Genomic DNA, 15277 nt, shown 5'->3' on the forward strand with positions numbered 1-15277 from the left:
AAAAAGAGATGCTTTTTTTAATTTAATGACCAGTCAATCGGATTCAATCCTTTTGAAGCTAAGAATTCATTAGTCTTTGAAAAAGGAGCACTTCCAAAAAATCCACGACGAGCAGATAATGGCGAAGGATGGGCTGATTCAATCACAAAATGCTTATTTAAATCAATCAGCTTTTTCTTACTTTGGGCGTGTTTCCCCCATAAAATAAAGACAACAGGTGTTGGTTTTTCATTTAAATAACGTAAAACTGCATCTGTAAGGGTCTCCCATCCCATTCCAACATGTGACATCGGTTGACCTTCTTTGACTGTTAACGTCGTATTCAATAATAAAACGCCTTGTTTCGCCCACTTACTTAAATCTCCGCTACTTGGATACTCACATTTGATATCCTCCACTAACTCATTAAAAATATTACGCAAAGAAGGTGGCAGCTTCGTTCCTGCTTCAACTGAAAAACTTAGACCATTCGCTTGATTTGGACCATGATAAGGATCTTGTCCTAAAATCACGACCTTGACTTCTGAATACGGGGTTAACTGGAAGGCATGAAACACTTCATTTTTTGGAGGATAAACGACTTCCGTCTCGTATTGCTGATGCAATTGATTAAAAAGCTCCTTCATATACGACTGTTCAAATTCTTGTTTTAAGATTAAATCCCAATCATTATGAATAAACATCTTATAATCACCCTTTCATTTATTTTAAAAGAAAAGAACCTGTTAACAGGTTCTGCGACTTACAGCAAAATAATACCGACTAACGTAATAATTCCACTTGCTAAAATAACAGTATCTTCCATTTTCCATGTTAAACGATAAATCGAAGTACGACGTTGACCGACAATATATCCTCGACATTCCATCGCATCCATCATCATGGTTAATCGTTTAATTGTATTTGAGATCGCCGGAATAATAATAGCCATTAGTTTTGATAATTTTTCTTGTAATGAGATCTCACTAAAATCTAATCCTCGAGATTGTTGAGCACTATAAATGAGCTTCACCTCATCTAAAATCATCGGAATTAAACGAATCGCTAAACTTGTCATAAAAGCAAACTGCTCCATAGACTGGCCTTTAATTAAGGCTTTTGCTCCTGCGACGAGTTCACTTGGAGCGGTTGTAAAAGTTAGTAGCGCACCCATGAATACGAATAACATCATTTTTGCGGTGTAGAATATTCCTAACATCAATCCGTCTAATGTGACCTGAAGAAATCCAATTTGAAATAATGTCTTTGTGCCTTCTGTTAAGGTGAAGAACACGATAAAAAATAAATACATATATTTAAGAAACATTGCTTGCTTCAAATAAAAAGAAAATGGAATTTTACTTAAATATAAGAACATGAATATTAAACAAGCGGCAAGTAAAAGTTGTATCCATCTTGAAATACAAATCATCATGATGATATTAAGAACCATCATTAATAATTTAGCACGTGAATCAAGTGAATGATAAAATGATGGAACACTAATATATCTTCCAAGCCATAACTTTTTCATACAATTCTCCTCATTAGTTATTTAATTTATAGTGATTTCGAAATAATTGAAATTCATTTAAACGAGACATAACTAATTTTGCAACTAATCCAATAACAACTCCCGTTAAAAGTCCTATTGGAAGTAAAAACATCATGTAATATGCAATGGCCTTAGTTTTAATTAAAATCATAGCTACTATAATTTGACCAATATTATGCATGACCCCACCAATCATACTAATCCCAATTAAACTAATCTTCTCTTTTAATACTTTAAAGGCTGATACCATGCAAATATAACTCAATAAAGCACCTACAAAACCATAAGCAAACATAGAAAATGTTCCAAGCAATAACGTTGTTAAAAATGTTTTTAACATAATAACAAAAAACATATCTTTAACATCTAAATAATACAACCCAATCACAATCATAATATTAGCTAATCCTAGTTTCATTCCTGGAATCGGTAATTTAATAGGGATCATCGATTCAATAATTCCTAATACAATGGCTAATGCCCCAATCAAAATAACTAACATCATTTTTTCTAAGTTTTCACGATTTTTTTTTTGATTCAACGTCTAAAACCTCCCACCTAACATTAAAATCTATTATATCATGAGGAGCAAATCAAAAAACACCTTTTCTCGACAGAATGTTAGCACTTTAAAACTCTGTTAATATTTGATAAAATTATGTCATTCAAGAGTTAAGAACGATTTCAATAACTGATAGGAGGAACTCTAATGAAACAATGTATCTTCTGTAAAATTATTAATAAAGAAATTCCAGGACATATTTTATTTGAAAATGAGCATGTGTTAGCCTTCTTAGATATCTCTCAAACAACAAAAGGTCATACATTAGTTATCCCTAAAAACCATGTGGAAGATGTTTTTTCAATGACTGAAGAAGATATGGCACATGTTTTCTCAGTTGTTCCAAAGATTGCAAATGCATTAAAAACAACCTTTAATGCGGATGGAATGAACATTGTCAACAACAATAAACCTGTAGCGGGACAAACGGTCTTCCATTATCACGTTCACTTAATTCCTCGCTATACGTTTGAAGATTCATTTGATGTCAAATATACAAATAACATGTCTAATTATACACCAGAGACATTAGCGGCATTAAAAGAAGAAATCTTAACAAACTTATAAGAATTCTAACATTTGTATATTTATTCTAATCCTTGGAATACTAATGATATTCTCATTAGAAACGGGGGATTAGGTGATGATTAAACAAGTCATAAGTGAAATCAAACAACAACTTCAATGTGCAAATATCATCGATTGTCAAATTAACGAATATCAATTACAAAAACTTTATGATGGAATGATTGATCAATCCATGCATCCTGAAGATTACTTCCCTTATTTTGTCTCATATGGGCTTTTACTACTCCATTTAGATACCCATAATCAATTATTAGATTCATCAAATGAAGAACAATGTAGAAATATTATTTTATACGGTGATTTATTTTATAGTCTTTATTATGAATACTCGATTAAACATACCTTTTCACTGATTAAACATAATATGGCTCGCGTTCTCGAATCAATTGAAATTCAATCTATTCATCATCAAAATTCATCCGTTTATTTATTAAACACATGGATTAAAATCATGAAACAGGAGGGGTTGAATGATGGGTTACTTATCTAAGTTTGGATATGATGAGGTCTATTTTAATAAAATTCTCCTTCAAAATATCGAGAATGATGCCTTATTAAAACAGGATGACGCATTAAAAAAGGCGCTTTGCGAATTAGTTAGTCAGGGTGGAAAAAGAATTCGCCCTCTCTTTTTATTAATGGCAACTGATTTAGGAAGTTATCCTAAGAAAGAAGACTGCTATTTAGCAGCCGTTGCGATTGAGTTACTTCATCTTTCTTCACTGATTCATGATGATATTATTGATCATTCTCCAATGAGACATAATGTACTTACCCTTCATGAACGCTATGGAGCTAAAATAGCACTTAAACTAGGAAATTATACCTTAAATAAAAGTCTTGAACTTTTTTCTCACTTTGATGATCCAAGGCTTCATTTACAATTAGCACATACCATGAAGCAACTATGTTTAGGAGAGCTCAAACAAAAAGAGGACCTTTTTAACTTTAATCTTCAACTCGAAGATTATATTGAAAAAAGTCATCAAAAGACAGGGACTTTAATTTCTGTGAGTCTTGTCATCGGGGGACTAATTGCTCATTTATCAAATGATGAACTTGATGAACTATCAACACTTGGTCATTCAATTGGAATTGCTTATCAATTAAAAGATGATATTTCAGATTTTACAAGCCTCTCTTCAAGTCTTGGGAAACCCGTTGGTAATGATTTAAGACAAGGCATTATTACACTTCCAACGATTTTTGCTCTCGAGGATGATTTAATCAAAGAAGAGTTGATGTCATTACACTTGAACAAAGAATCATCTACCTTTGATTCACTTTGCAAACGAATTAATTCCGGACATTATATTCAACAATCAGAGGACGTTTGCCAATCTTATATTAATAACACATTGGCAATTATGAATAAACTTCCCAATTTGAAACCTAAGATGTCGCATTTAATTGACCTACTATTTAATTAACCGAAAGGGAGAGTTATATGAGTTATAAAATGATCGTTTTAGATTTAGATGGAACATTAATGTCATCTAAAAATGAAATCTTACCAAAAACAAAAGAGGCGTTATTTAAAGCCCAAGAACAAGGTGTTATGATTGTATTAGCATCTGGTCGTCCAACTTATGGAATGGTGAAAGCTGCTAAAGAATTACGATTAGATGAATATCCAGGTTATATCTTATCTTATAATGGTGGACGCATCATTTCAGTTCAAACAAATGAAATGATTTATGATGATTCCTTAACACCTGAGATTTGTCATGAATTATATGATTTATCTCGTGAAATGAACGTTAATATCATGGCTTACGAAGATGAGGCTATTATAACAGCTGATGATGATCAATACATCCAAAAAGAAGCCCATATCAACGGAATGCCAATCAATCGCGTTGAAAACTTTAAAGACTCAGTCACTTTCAACTCAGTCAAATGTTTATGCACAGCAGAACCTGAGTATTTAGCTCAAGTTGAAATTAAAATGAAAGAACGTTTAGGAAATCGTTTAAGTATTACTCGTTCTCTTCCATTCTTCTTAGAGTTCATGCCTCAAAATATCAATAAAGCTTATTCATTACAAAAATTATTAGAGCATGTTGGATTAGATAAATCTCAATTAATCGCTTGTGGTGATGGATACAACGATTTACCAATGATTGAATTTGCAGGTCTTGGAGTCGCAATGGGAAATGCAGTTGATGAAGTTAAAGCCGCTGCTAACTATGTTACTGCTACAAATGATGAAGATGGAATTGCTCAAGTAATCGAAAAATTTATTCTTAATAACTAAAAAAGATAATCTTCGGATTATCTTTTTTAGTTATTTTCTTCCTACTTAATTATCAAAAAATGAATCTCTTTTTTATGCCAAAACCTCTTCTTTTTCTCACCTTGAAAAATAATTGAAAGATGCTAAAATAACCGTGTAATTATTGTTTAGGGGGGAATTTCATGAATAACTTAAAAGGATCAAAAACAGAAGAGAATTTATTAACTGCTTTTGCAGGAGAATCAATGGCGCGTAATAAATATACGTTCTATGCCTCTCAAGCTAAAAAAGAAGGATACGAGCAAATCGCTAATATCTTCTTAGAAACAGCTAACAATGAAAAAGAACACGCAAAATTGTGGTACAAATTACTTCATGATGGACAAGTCGCTGATACAATGACAAATTTAAAAAATGCTGCCGCTGGTGAACACGATGAGTGGACAGATATGTATGCTCGTTTTGCGCAAGTTGCTCGCGAAGAAGGGTTCAATCGTATCGCTGTGTTATTTGAAATGGTTGGAAAAATCGAAAAACACCATGAAGAACGTTATTTAAAATTAGTGCAAAATATTGAAGAAGGTCAAGTATTTGAACGCGAAGAAGAAGTTGCTTGGATTTGCTTAAATTGTGGACATATCCATTATGGAAAAAAAGCTCCTAAAGCATGTCCGGTATGCGCTCACCCAAAAGCTTATTTTGAGTTAAACTCAGAGAACTATTAATGAATCGTCTTAAGCTATCTCCACTATGGAGATAGCTTTTTATATGGTTTCTATGATTCGAACTTAAAACGGTCATAAACCAATGCTATAATTTACTCCTATATGAAATATATGGAGGGAATCTCATGAGTAACTTAAAAGGTACTAAAACAGAACAAAACTTAATGCATGCATTCGCTGGCGAGTCAATGGCTCGTAACAAATATACTTATTATGCAGCTAAAGCTAAGGAAGAAGGATATGAACAAATCGCAAACATCTTCTTAGAAACAGCTCGTAATGAAATGGAACATGCAAAATTATGGTTCAAATTATTACATGAAGGTGAAATTGCAGATACAATGACAAACTTAAAAGATGCTGCTGCTGGTGAAAATGATGAGTGGACAGATATGTATGCAACATTCGCTCAAACTGCTCGCGAAGAAGGATTCAACCGTGTAGCTGCTTTATTCGATATGGTGGGAAAAATTGAAAAACACCATGAAGAGCGTTATTTACAATTATTAAAAAATATTGAAGAAGGTCAAGTATTCGAACGTGAAGAAGAAGTTGCTTGGGTATGTCAAGAATGTGGACACATTCATTTCAGGAAAAAGGCGCCGAAAGTATGTCCAGTTTGCTCATACGATCAAGCACACTTCGAAATCCGTTCAGAAAACTACTAATCTCTTAAAGAGCCGAAAGGCTCTTTTTATTATGGGAAAATAAAAATGTGGATAACTCCAAATGAAGTTATCCACAACTCAGTCTTTTTTATAATCGGATCTATATTAAACTCGAATATAGGTTATCAATAGAAACGGTAAAGTTTTTTAACGTCATAAAAATTTTACTGCTTCTTCTCTATTCATACTATTATTGCCTACAAAAAAACTAGCCTCCAAAAAGGGAAGCTAGTTTTAAAAGATTAGATAGCTTTACCAAGAATCTCTTCTGCATGTTTAACAAGTTCGTCACTTGGTGGGAGTTGTCCATCTAACGGATAATCATATCCGAGTTGTTTCCACTTGTATTCACCCATACTGTGATATGGTAAAACTTCAATTTTTTTAACGGTTTTCAGAGTTTTGATGTATTCGGCAGTTTTTTGTAAATCATCTTCGTCATCTGTTAATCCTGGTACAAGAACTCGGCGGATCCACATTGGAATGCCTGCATCAGAGACTAGATGACCAAATTCTAATATGTGTGCGTTGTCTTTTCCTGTTAATTGTTTATGCTTTTGTGCATCAAACATTTTAATATCAAGCATTAGCATGTCAGTAACAGCTAATAACTCTTTTAATTGTTGTTTACGTTCCTCAGTATTGAACTTTAAATCACCTGAAGTATCAATGTTAGTATGAATGCCATGTTTTTTACACTCTTTAAATAATTCAGTCACGAATTCCATCTGTAATAAAGGTTCTCCACCACTTACCGTGATCCCTCCACCTGAGGCATCGAAAAACTCTTTATACTTCACTAATTCTGACACAATTTCAGAAACTTCCGTTACTTTTCCTTCTTTCATTTTCCACGAATCAGGATTGTGGCAATATGCGCATCGGAGTCCGCACCCTTGGACAAAGACAATAAATCTAAGTCCTGGGCCATCAACTGTTCCGAAAGATTCTACTGAGTGTACATATCCATTCATACTAATCACCTTATCTTCTCTTATTCACAAATTACATTTTTTCGTGCATTGTACGGTTGATTACATCTAATTGTTGAGCACGTGTTAACTTAATGAAGTTTACAGCGTATCCTGATACACGAATTGTTAATTGTGGGTATTTCTCTGGGTGTTCCATTGCATCTAATAAAGTATCACGGTTAAATACGTTGATATTTAAATGGTGACCTTTTTTAGCAACATAAGCATCCATGATTGCTACTAAGTTTTTGTTACGTTCTTCATCTGTACGTCCTAATGATTTAGGTACTAATGAGAATGTATTTGAGATACCATCTTGTGCAGATTCAAATGGTAACTTCGCTACTGATGACATTGAAGCGATTGCTCCGTGAGAGTCACGTCCGTGCATTGGGTTTGCACCTGGTGCAAATGGTTCACCTTCTTTACGACCACATGGAGTTGTTCCTGTTTTCTTACCATATACAACGTTTGATGTGATAGTTAAGATAGATTGAGTTTGTAATTTTGCACGATATGGTTTATGTTTACGGATTTTTGTCATGAATGATGACATAACGTCTACTGCGATTTGGTCTACGCGATCATCATTATTTCCGTATTTAGGGAAGTCTCCTTCAACTTCGAAGTCAACTGCAATACCGAATTCATCACGGATTGGTTTAACTTTTGCATATTTGATAGCTGATAATGAGTCAGCTACTACTGATAATCCAGCGATACCTGTTGCTGAAACGCGTTCTGCATCTGTATCGTGTAATGCCATTTCAATACGCTCATAGCTATATTTGTCATGCATATAGTGGATGATATTTAATGTATTAACATATAAATCTGCTAACCATTCCATTACTTCATCGTAACGTTCCATTACTTTGTTGTAATCTAATACTTCATCAGTAATTGGTGCCCAGTGTGGTCCAACTTGTACTTTAGATTTTTCATCACGACCACCGTTGATTGCATATAATAATGCTTTCGCTAAGTTAGCACGTGCACCAAAGAATTGTAATTGTTTACCAACTTTCATTGGTGATACACAACATGCGATAGCATAGTCATCACCGTAGATTGGACGCATGATGTCATCATTTTCATATTGGATTGCTGAAGTTTTGATTGACATTTTTGCACAGTATTCTTTGAAACCTTGAGGTAATTTTGTTGACCATAATACTGTTAAGTTTGGTTCTGGTGCTGGTCCTAAGTTATCTAATGTGTGTAATACACGGAATGAGTTTTTAGTTACTAATGGGAATCCATCAGTTGACATACCAGCGATTGACTCAGTTACCCAAGTTGGATCTCCTGAGAATAATTCATTGTAATCTGGAGTACGAGAGAATTTAACTAAACGTAATTTCATTACGAAGTGGTCCATAATCTCTTGTGCTTCTTCTTCAGTAATTACACCATTTTGTAAGTCACGCTCAATATAGATATCTAAGAATGTAGAAGTACGTCCTAAAGACATCGCAGCACCATTTTGTTCTTTAATTGCAGCTAAGTATCCGAAGTATAACCATTGAACTGCTTCTTTAGCAGTTGTTGCTGGTTTAGAGATATCGAAACCATGTTTTGCTGCCATTTGTTTTAATTCATTTAAAGCACGATATTGTTCAGAAATTTCTTCGCGTAAACGAATAGTTTCTTCATCCATGACACGTGAAGTGTTGTTATGGTCTTTTAATTTTTCAGCCATTAAACGATCTACCCCGTATAAAGCGACACGACGGTAGTCTCCGATAATACGTCCACGTCCGTAAGCATCTGGTAATCCTGTGATAACACCTGATTTACGAGCTGCACGAATTTCTGGAGTGTAAGCATCGAATACACCTTGGTTATGTGTTTTACGGTATTCAGTGAAGATATGAGATACTTCTGGATCTACATGGAATCCATAAGATTCAGCAGCTTTTTCAGCCATACGAATTCCACCGAATGGTTGTAATGAACGTTTGAATGGTTTGTCAGTTTGGAAACCAACGATTTTTTCTAAATCTTTATTTAAATATCCTGGTTCATGAGAAGTAATTGTAGATACGATTTTTGTATCTAAGTCTAAAACTCCGCCAGCTTCACGCTCAGCTTTAGTTAACTCCATTACTTGGTCCCATAATTTTGTTGTTGCTTCAGTTGGTCCTGCTAAGAAAGAGTCATCCCCTTCATAAACAGTGATGTTTTGATTGATAAAGTCACGCACATCAATTTTTTCTTGCCATTCTGTACCTTTAAAGCCTTGCCAAGCTTCCATGATAGTTCCTCCTTATAGTTCTCTTAAGAACCTCTCTCTGAAATTTCAAATCTTATTGTTACCATAATTTTACAATAAGATTCTTCCCTTTGTAAAGGGGTTACACTATACGAACATAATATTTAATAACTCCCCTTAAACATTATAACGTATATATCTTTTACAGTTATTATTATATTTCCAACACTGGAAAAAATCAACTTATATACATTAATTTTTTTTAAATATTTTTATTTTTTTCTAATATAAGGGGTTACGCTTACAATCTTATGGATAATTTACCAATATAATATAGAAAATAAAGATAAAATCATAATTTTGATATTAAAAAAAGATATCTCTTTCCTAATAAAATAAAGCGTATCTGCTACTGATTGTAATCAAAAAAATAAGGCGTTAACTCCAAGTAAAATAATCATAACTCCTCCAAAGATGTTTGCTTTATTTCCTATCATATGCCCTAATGTTTTTCCAAAGGTTGATCCTATATAGGAAAATAAAAATGCAATAGTTGCTATGAGAATAGTAGCCAAAATTAATTGCTCGTAAATTAACCCGTAAGTAATTCCGGCTGCTAAAGCATCAATACTTGTCGCTATCCCAAACATCGCAAGTAACTTTAAGGATAAACCCTTTTTTTTATTGAAGCCCATCTCATGAGATTCAATATATTCTTCTTTCGAACTTTCAAAAGCTTCTTTTAACATTCTGACACCTAATATAATTAAAATCACACCAGCGATTAAATGATTATATGTCGTGATTTCTCCACTAACAAACTTTAATGAAACAATTCCAATGACAAATAACAGACCTTGAAAAAAGCCAAAACTAATGGATACTTTAAGACGATCTCTCACTGTATGGGCTAATCCATCCATTCCTAATGTAATAGCGACCGCAAATGCATCCATAGCTAATGCAACTGACATTATCATGATAACTACTAAATATTCTTTCAACGATTCTCACCCCAACTTTAGTTTCCTTGTATCTTTACATCTTATCTAAATCACTACAAATATATGATTAAAATTTTTCTATCTCGTATTATCCTTATATAAGATTTAATAACTTCGCTTCATTTATGGTAAAAAATGATTGACTTTCCACAAATAGGATTTATAATAGTTATTAAGATTTACAATTTTATACAACTTAACAAACTCTTATCACGAGAGGCGGAGGGACAGGCCCAATGATGCCCGGCAACCAATCAGTCATGATACGGTGCCAATTCCTGCAGACATTGTCTGAAAGATAAGGGAAAGTGTGATCTACATATAAATTATGTAATACACCTTTCTGCTTATCGAAGTAGAAAGGTTTTTTTATTTCATAAATAAGAAAATTGTAGCATCTGATTAAGAGAACGAAAGGGGAGAATTTCATGATTGTTCTTGATCAAATAAAAAAAATATTTAATACGAATTCTGGACGTGTCACTGCTGTAGATTCAGTTAACTTGTCTATCCAAAAAGGGGAAATATTCGGAATTATCGGTTACAGTGGGGCTGGAAAAAGTACACTAATTCGAATGTTAAACTTACTGGAACGTCCAACTGAAGGGACAGTTACCATTGATGGGAAAGATTTAACTCAAATCTCCTCTAAAGAGCTTCGATTGGCTCGACAACAAATTGGAATGGTCTTTCAACACTTTAATTTACTCTGGTCACGTACGGTATTTGAAAATATCGCCTTCTCACTTGAGATTGCAGGAGTAAACAAAGACGAAATCAAGCCACGAGTTTTAGAGCTTATTCAATTAGTTGGTTTAAGTGGAAAAGAAGACAATTATCCCTCTCAATTGAGTGGTGGACAAAAACAACGCGTTGGGATTGCACGTGCATTGGCTAACAATCCTAAAGTTCTACTTTGTGATGAAGCCACTTCAGCCCTTGATCCGCAAACAACAGATGAAATTTTAGATTTACTTGTTCAAATTAATAAAAAATATAACTTAACTATTGTTCTAATCACACATGAAATGCGTGTGATTCAAAAAATTTGTCATCATGTGGCGATTATGGAAAGTGGGCGTATCGTTGAACAAGGAGATGTCTTAACGGTTTTCTCTAATCCTCAGCATCCAGTTACTGAACGTTTCGTTAAACAAGTAGCGAGTGAAGATGACTCAATTGAGACGGTCGAACATCTAATTAAAAAGTTCCCTAAAGGAAAAATTGTTCTTCTGAAATATCTAAAAGAAAAAGCAGAACAACCTTTCATCACAAACGTTATTCGTAACTACCAAGTGGACATTAATATTATTCAAGGAAAGGTCGTACAAACTCAAGAGGGTGGCTACGGTTCTCTTTATGTTCAACTTACGGGTCTAGAAATCATTCCAGCTCTTAATTATTTAAAAGAAGTTGGGGTAGAAGTTGAGGTGATTTCATAATGTTTTTATTATTACTACCAAATGTCAAATGGGATAAAATGTTCTCGGCAACGCTTGAAACATTATATATGACTGCTATCGCAGGTATCTTCGTCTTTATTTTAGGATTAATTATCGGGTTAGTCTTATTTTTAACAGCACCGAATCAACTCTTAGAAAATAAATGGATTAATCGTGTTTTATCAGCATTTGTTAACATTTTTCGTTCAATTCCATTTGTCATTTTAATCATTCTTTTGTTAAACTTTACAAAATTCTTAGTTGGGACGGTCCTTGGGCCGAATGCAGCCCTACCAGCTTTAATTATAGGAGCCGCTCCTTTCTATGGGCGTCTTGTTGAAATCGCGCTTCGCGAAATTGATAAAGGTGTCATAGAAGCTTCCATTGCAATGGGAGCTTCACTTTGGACGATTATTCGAAAAGTCCTCATTCCTGAAAGCTTACCTGCTTTAGTTTCAGGAATTACGGTTACAACGATCTCACTTGTTGGATATACAGCAATGGCTGGTGTTATCGGTGCAGGTGGTCTTGGAAATCTAGCTTACTTAGATGGATTCCAACGTCATCGATTTGACGTTGTTTTTGTAGCAACCGTCATTATTTTAGTAATTGTCTTTGTGATTCAGTTTATCGGAGATATGATCACTAAACAAATTGACAAACGTTAATAAAAACTATTTATTCAGTTAAATCCTTAATCAGTTGATTAAGATTTATATATCACTCGTTGGGGAAAACGAGCAAAGAATATGAAAATTTAAGGAGGAAGTTAAAAATGAAAAAATTATCATTAGGTTTATTAAGTTTAGTGGCAGCTATTTCTTTAGTTGGATGTGGAAATAGTGGTGAAGAGAAAACAACATTAAAAGTTGGAGCAACAGCTGTTCCTCATGCAGAGATTTTAGAACAAGCCAAACCATTACTTAAGGAAAAAGGAATTGAATTAGATGTTGTCACATTCCAAGACTATGTCTTACCCAATACAACTTTAGATGAAGGAGAATTAGATGCGAACTACTTCCAGCACATCTCTTACTTAGAGGGATTTAATGAAGAGCATGGAACACATCTAGTTAATGCAGGTGGAATTCACATCGAGCCAATCGGTATTTACTCTAAAAATTATAAATCTTTAGATGAATTACCTGAAGGCGCTACAATTATCATGAGTAATTCAGTTGCTGATCATGGACGTATGTTATCCTTATTACAAACAGAAGGATTAATTACTTTAGATTCTAATGTAGATGCTAGTGTTGCTACAGTAGAAGATATTATTGAAAATCCTAAAAACTTAACATTCAAAACCGATATTGATCCAGGTATGTTAGTTACTGTTTATGAACAAAATGAAGGAGATGCGGTTTTAATTAACACAAACTATGCATTAGACGGTGGATTAAATCCAATGACTGATTCTATTGCTATGGAAGGATCTGAATCTCCTTATGTAAATATCATCGCTGTTAATAGCGGAGATGAAAACCGTGATGATATTAAAACATTAGTTGAAGTTTTACGTTCTAAAGAAATCCAAGATTTCATTGTTGAAACATATGCAGGAGCGGTTGTTCCTGTTTCTGAATAATTCATTTAAAAGCACTCAAGTAAATCGAGTGCTTTTTCATATCCTACGTTTAAAAAGTATGAAATAATAAATGCTATAAAAGAGCCATAATATAAATTGATAGATTATACCATAAATACAGGTAATTTATGGTATAATATTGAAACAAAGAAAGGGTGAGAACGATGATTGAATTCAAATCGAGTTTAAAGATTAAAAATGAAAAAACAAATTTAGTAGTTGGCGTTTTCTCAGATATCTCTCATGACATTATTACTCAATTAGATAAAGCATTAAATAAACGTTTATCAGTTTCATTAGAAGAGGGATTAATTCCAACTAACTTTAAAGATATCACGCCAATTTATCCATTAGGGCAAATTGAAAGTAAAAAAGTTTATATTGTGGGATTAGGCAAATCAACAGATTTTACGGTTGAAAAATGTCGTAAAGTTTTAGGAAAAGTCGCAAAAGCAGCAAAAGAGGATGTAACCATCTTATTAGAAACATTCGATTGTAAAGCTGTCTCAATTAATGAATTAGCGACAGTTTGTGCTGAAGCTATCACTTTATCAACATATAAAATGGAAACTTATAAGACTGAAGAGAAAGCTACAACACCTGTTAATTTCTTCATCCATTGCGATTCACAAATTACAGATGATTTAAATCGTGGAGTGATTTACGGAGAGGCAACAAACAGTGCTCGTCAATTATTAAATGAGCCAGGTAATAAATTAACGGCAACAGATTTAGCGAGTCATATCGCTCAATTCGCTAATGAACATGAATTAGAAATTCGCATCGTTGAAAAAGATGAAATGGAACAACTAGGAATGGGTGGAATCCTTGGTGTTAACCGCGGATCCGTCCAACCTCCAAAAATGATTGTCGTGAAATATCAAGGAACACCACGCTTTGAAAATATCACTGCCTTAGTTGGTAAAGGTTTAACGTTCGATACAGGTGGATATTGTCTAAAACCACGTTCTGGGATGGAAGCAATGAAAGGTGATATGGGGGGAGCCGCTTCTGCATTCGGTGCTTTCCAAGTTGCGGTACGCTTAAACTTACCAGTCAACTTATTACTTGTTATTCCATCAACAGATAACATGATTAGCGGAGATGCAATCAAACCTGGTGATATCCTAACAACAATGAGTGGGAAAACTGTCGAAGTAACAAACACAGATGCTGAGGGACGTTTAATCTTAGCAGATGGTATCACATTTGCTAAACACTTAGGTGCAAGCAAAATCATTGATTTAGCTACTTTAACAGGAGCAATTATTGCAGCATTAGGTGCTGATACAACAGGAGCCTTTACTAATAACCAAGCCTTCTTAGATGAATTTCAGAAAGCTGCTGATTTAACAAATGAATATATGTGGCAAATGCCTTTATTCCCTCGTGATCAAAAAGCTCTTCGTAATAGTGATGTAGCTGATTTAAACAATGCTCCAATCGGAAAACCTGGAGCGATTATGGCTGCAGCCTTCTTAAAAGAATTCGTTGAAGATACACCATGGATTCACTTAGATATTGCTGGAACTGCTGATTCAAAAACAGCTTATGATTTAGGTCCAAAAGGTGGAACTGGAGTTATGGTTCGTACAATCGCAAAATACTTAGAATTACAAGGATAATGCCTAATCTAAAGAGATATCGTCTAACGATATCTCTTTTTTTGTTTTTAATCATAATCCTCCACTTCTTAAAATACATTAGATATTAATTATGAAACATTGATGGAGGATTAAAT

Annotated in this window: 16 protein-coding genes and 1 riboswitch; of the genes, 10 read left to right on the forward strand and 6 right to left on the reverse strand. The window is 33.9% G+C overall.

The genetic code is table 11. The features are described 5' to 3' along the window. Positions 1–17 precede the first annotated feature (17 nt). Genes AT726_RS05665 through AT726_RS05675 form a run of 3 tightly spaced genes read right to left on the reverse strand, consistent with a single transcriptional unit; the run spans position 18 to position 2075 of the window. Positions 18–683, reverse strand: coding sequence for a uracil-DNA glycosylase (locus AT726_RS05665; RefSeq protein ID WP_068759210.1), 666 nt, complete (start codon positions 681–683; stop codon positions 18–20). A gap of 59 nt (positions 684–742) precedes the next feature. Next, complete coding sequence (locus AT726_RS05670; protein ID WP_055242918.1) at positions 743–1513, reverse strand: energy-coupling factor transporter transmembrane component T family protein; 771 nt, start codon at positions 1511–1513, stop codon at positions 743–745. Between the two features lie 13 nt (positions 1514–1526). Continuing rightward, positions 1527–2075: a Gx transporter family protein gene (locus tag AT726_RS05675; RefSeq protein WP_055242915.1), complete on the reverse strand. Its 549-nt coding sequence runs from the start codon at positions 2073–2075 to the stop codon at positions 1527–1529. A gap of 168 nt (positions 2076–2243) precedes the next feature. On the opposite strand from AT726_RS05675, the gene AT726_RS05680 reads away from it, so the two are divergent. The 6 genes from AT726_RS05680 to rbr (AT726_RS05705) all read left to right on the forward strand — a co-directional run bounded on the left by AT726_RS05680 (position 2244) and on the right by rbr (AT726_RS05705) (position 6313). Continuing rightward, positions 2244–2663, forward strand: coding sequence for an HIT family protein (locus tag AT726_RS05680; RefSeq protein WP_055276674.1), 420 nt, complete (start codon positions 2244–2246; stop codon positions 2661–2663). 76 nt (positions 2664–2739) lie between these two features. Next, positions 2740–3174 carry a hypothetical protein gene (locus AT726_RS05685; RefSeq protein WP_055276672.1) on the forward strand — a complete coding sequence of 145 codons (435 nt, stop codon included), beginning with the start codon at positions 2740–2742 and terminating at the stop codon, positions 3172–3174. Beyond that, a complete protein-coding gene (locus tag AT726_RS05690) occupies positions 3155–4114 on the forward strand; it encodes a polyprenyl synthetase family protein (protein WP_237297218.1) in 960 nt (319 codons plus the stop codon). The genes AT726_RS05685 and AT726_RS05690 overlap by 20 nt, the downstream gene beginning before the upstream one ends. Before the next feature lie 17 nt (positions 4115–4131). Continuing rightward, positions 4132–4941, forward strand: a complete 810-nt coding sequence (locus tag AT726_RS05695) for a Cof-type HAD-IIB family hydrolase (RefSeq protein WP_068759211.1) — start codon at positions 4132–4134, stop codon at positions 4939–4941. Between the two features lie 161 nt (positions 4942–5102). After that, positions 5103–5645: a rubrerythrin gene (gene rbr, locus AT726_RS05700; protein WP_055276667.1), complete on the forward strand. Its 543-nt coding sequence runs from the start codon at positions 5103–5105 to the stop codon at positions 5643–5645. Between the two features lie 125 nt (positions 5646–5770). After that, positions 5771–6313, forward strand: coding sequence for a rubrerythrin (rbr, locus tag AT726_RS05705; RefSeq protein WP_068759212.1), 543 nt, complete (start codon positions 5771–5773; stop codon positions 6311–6313). A 242-nt stretch (positions 6314–6555) separates the two neighbouring features. On the opposite strand, the gene pflA is transcribed toward rbr (AT726_RS05705), so the two are convergent. From pflA to AT726_RS05720, 3 genes are all read right to left on the reverse strand, one after another. Beyond that, positions 6556–7287 (reverse strand): pyruvate formate-lyase-activating protein, encoded by a 732-nt coding sequence (gene pflA / locus AT726_RS05710; protein WP_055276663.1) that lies wholly within the window; start codon positions 7285–7287, stop codon positions 6556–6558. A gap of 31 nt (positions 7288–7318) precedes the next feature. Continuing rightward, positions 7319–9544, reverse strand: a complete 2226-nt coding sequence (gene pflB / locus AT726_RS05715; protein ID WP_055276661.1) for a formate C-acetyltransferase — start codon at positions 9542–9544, stop codon at positions 7319–7321. A 380-nt stretch (positions 9545–9924) separates the two neighbouring features. Next, on the reverse strand, positions 9925–10506 hold the full coding sequence (locus AT726_RS05720; RefSeq protein ID WP_237297219.1) for a manganese efflux pump MntP: 582 nt from the start codon (positions 10504–10506) through the stop codon (positions 9925–9927). A gap of 204 nt (positions 10507–10710) precedes the next feature. Continuing rightward, a riboswitch (SAM riboswitch) is annotated at positions 10711–10811 on the forward strand. Between the two features lie 123 nt (positions 10812–10934). Here AT726_RS05720 and AT726_RS05725 point away from each other — a divergent pair. The 4 genes from AT726_RS05725 to AT726_RS05740 all read left to right on the forward strand — a co-directional run bounded on the left by AT726_RS05725 (position 10935) and on the right by AT726_RS05740 (position 15161). Beyond that, a complete protein-coding gene (locus AT726_RS05725) occupies positions 10935–11948 on the forward strand; it encodes a methionine ABC transporter ATP-binding protein (protein WP_068759213.1) in 1014 nt (337 codons plus the stop codon). Next, positions 11948–12616 carry a methionine ABC transporter permease gene (locus AT726_RS05730; protein WP_055242896.1) on the forward strand — a complete coding sequence of 223 codons (669 nt, stop codon included), beginning with the start codon at positions 11948–11950 and terminating at the stop codon, positions 12614–12616. Before AT726_RS05725 ends, AT726_RS05730 begins: the two co-directional genes overlap by 1 nt. Positions 12617–12723: 107 nt before the next feature. Further along, positions 12724–13536, forward strand: coding sequence for a MetQ/NlpA family ABC transporter substrate-binding protein (locus AT726_RS05735; RefSeq protein WP_068759214.1), 813 nt, complete (start codon positions 12724–12726; stop codon positions 13534–13536). 164 nt (positions 13537–13700) lie between these two features. Next, positions 13701–15161, forward strand: coding sequence for a leucyl aminopeptidase (locus tag AT726_RS05740; protein ID WP_055276657.1), 1461 nt, complete (start codon positions 13701–13703; stop codon positions 15159–15161). The last annotated feature ends 116 nt before the right edge of the window (positions 15162–15277 follow it).

This window comes from Turicibacter sp. H121, assembly GCF_001543345.1.
GTDB lineage: Bacteria > Bacillota_I > Bacilli_A > MOL361 > Turicibacteraceae > Turicibacter > Turicibacter bilis.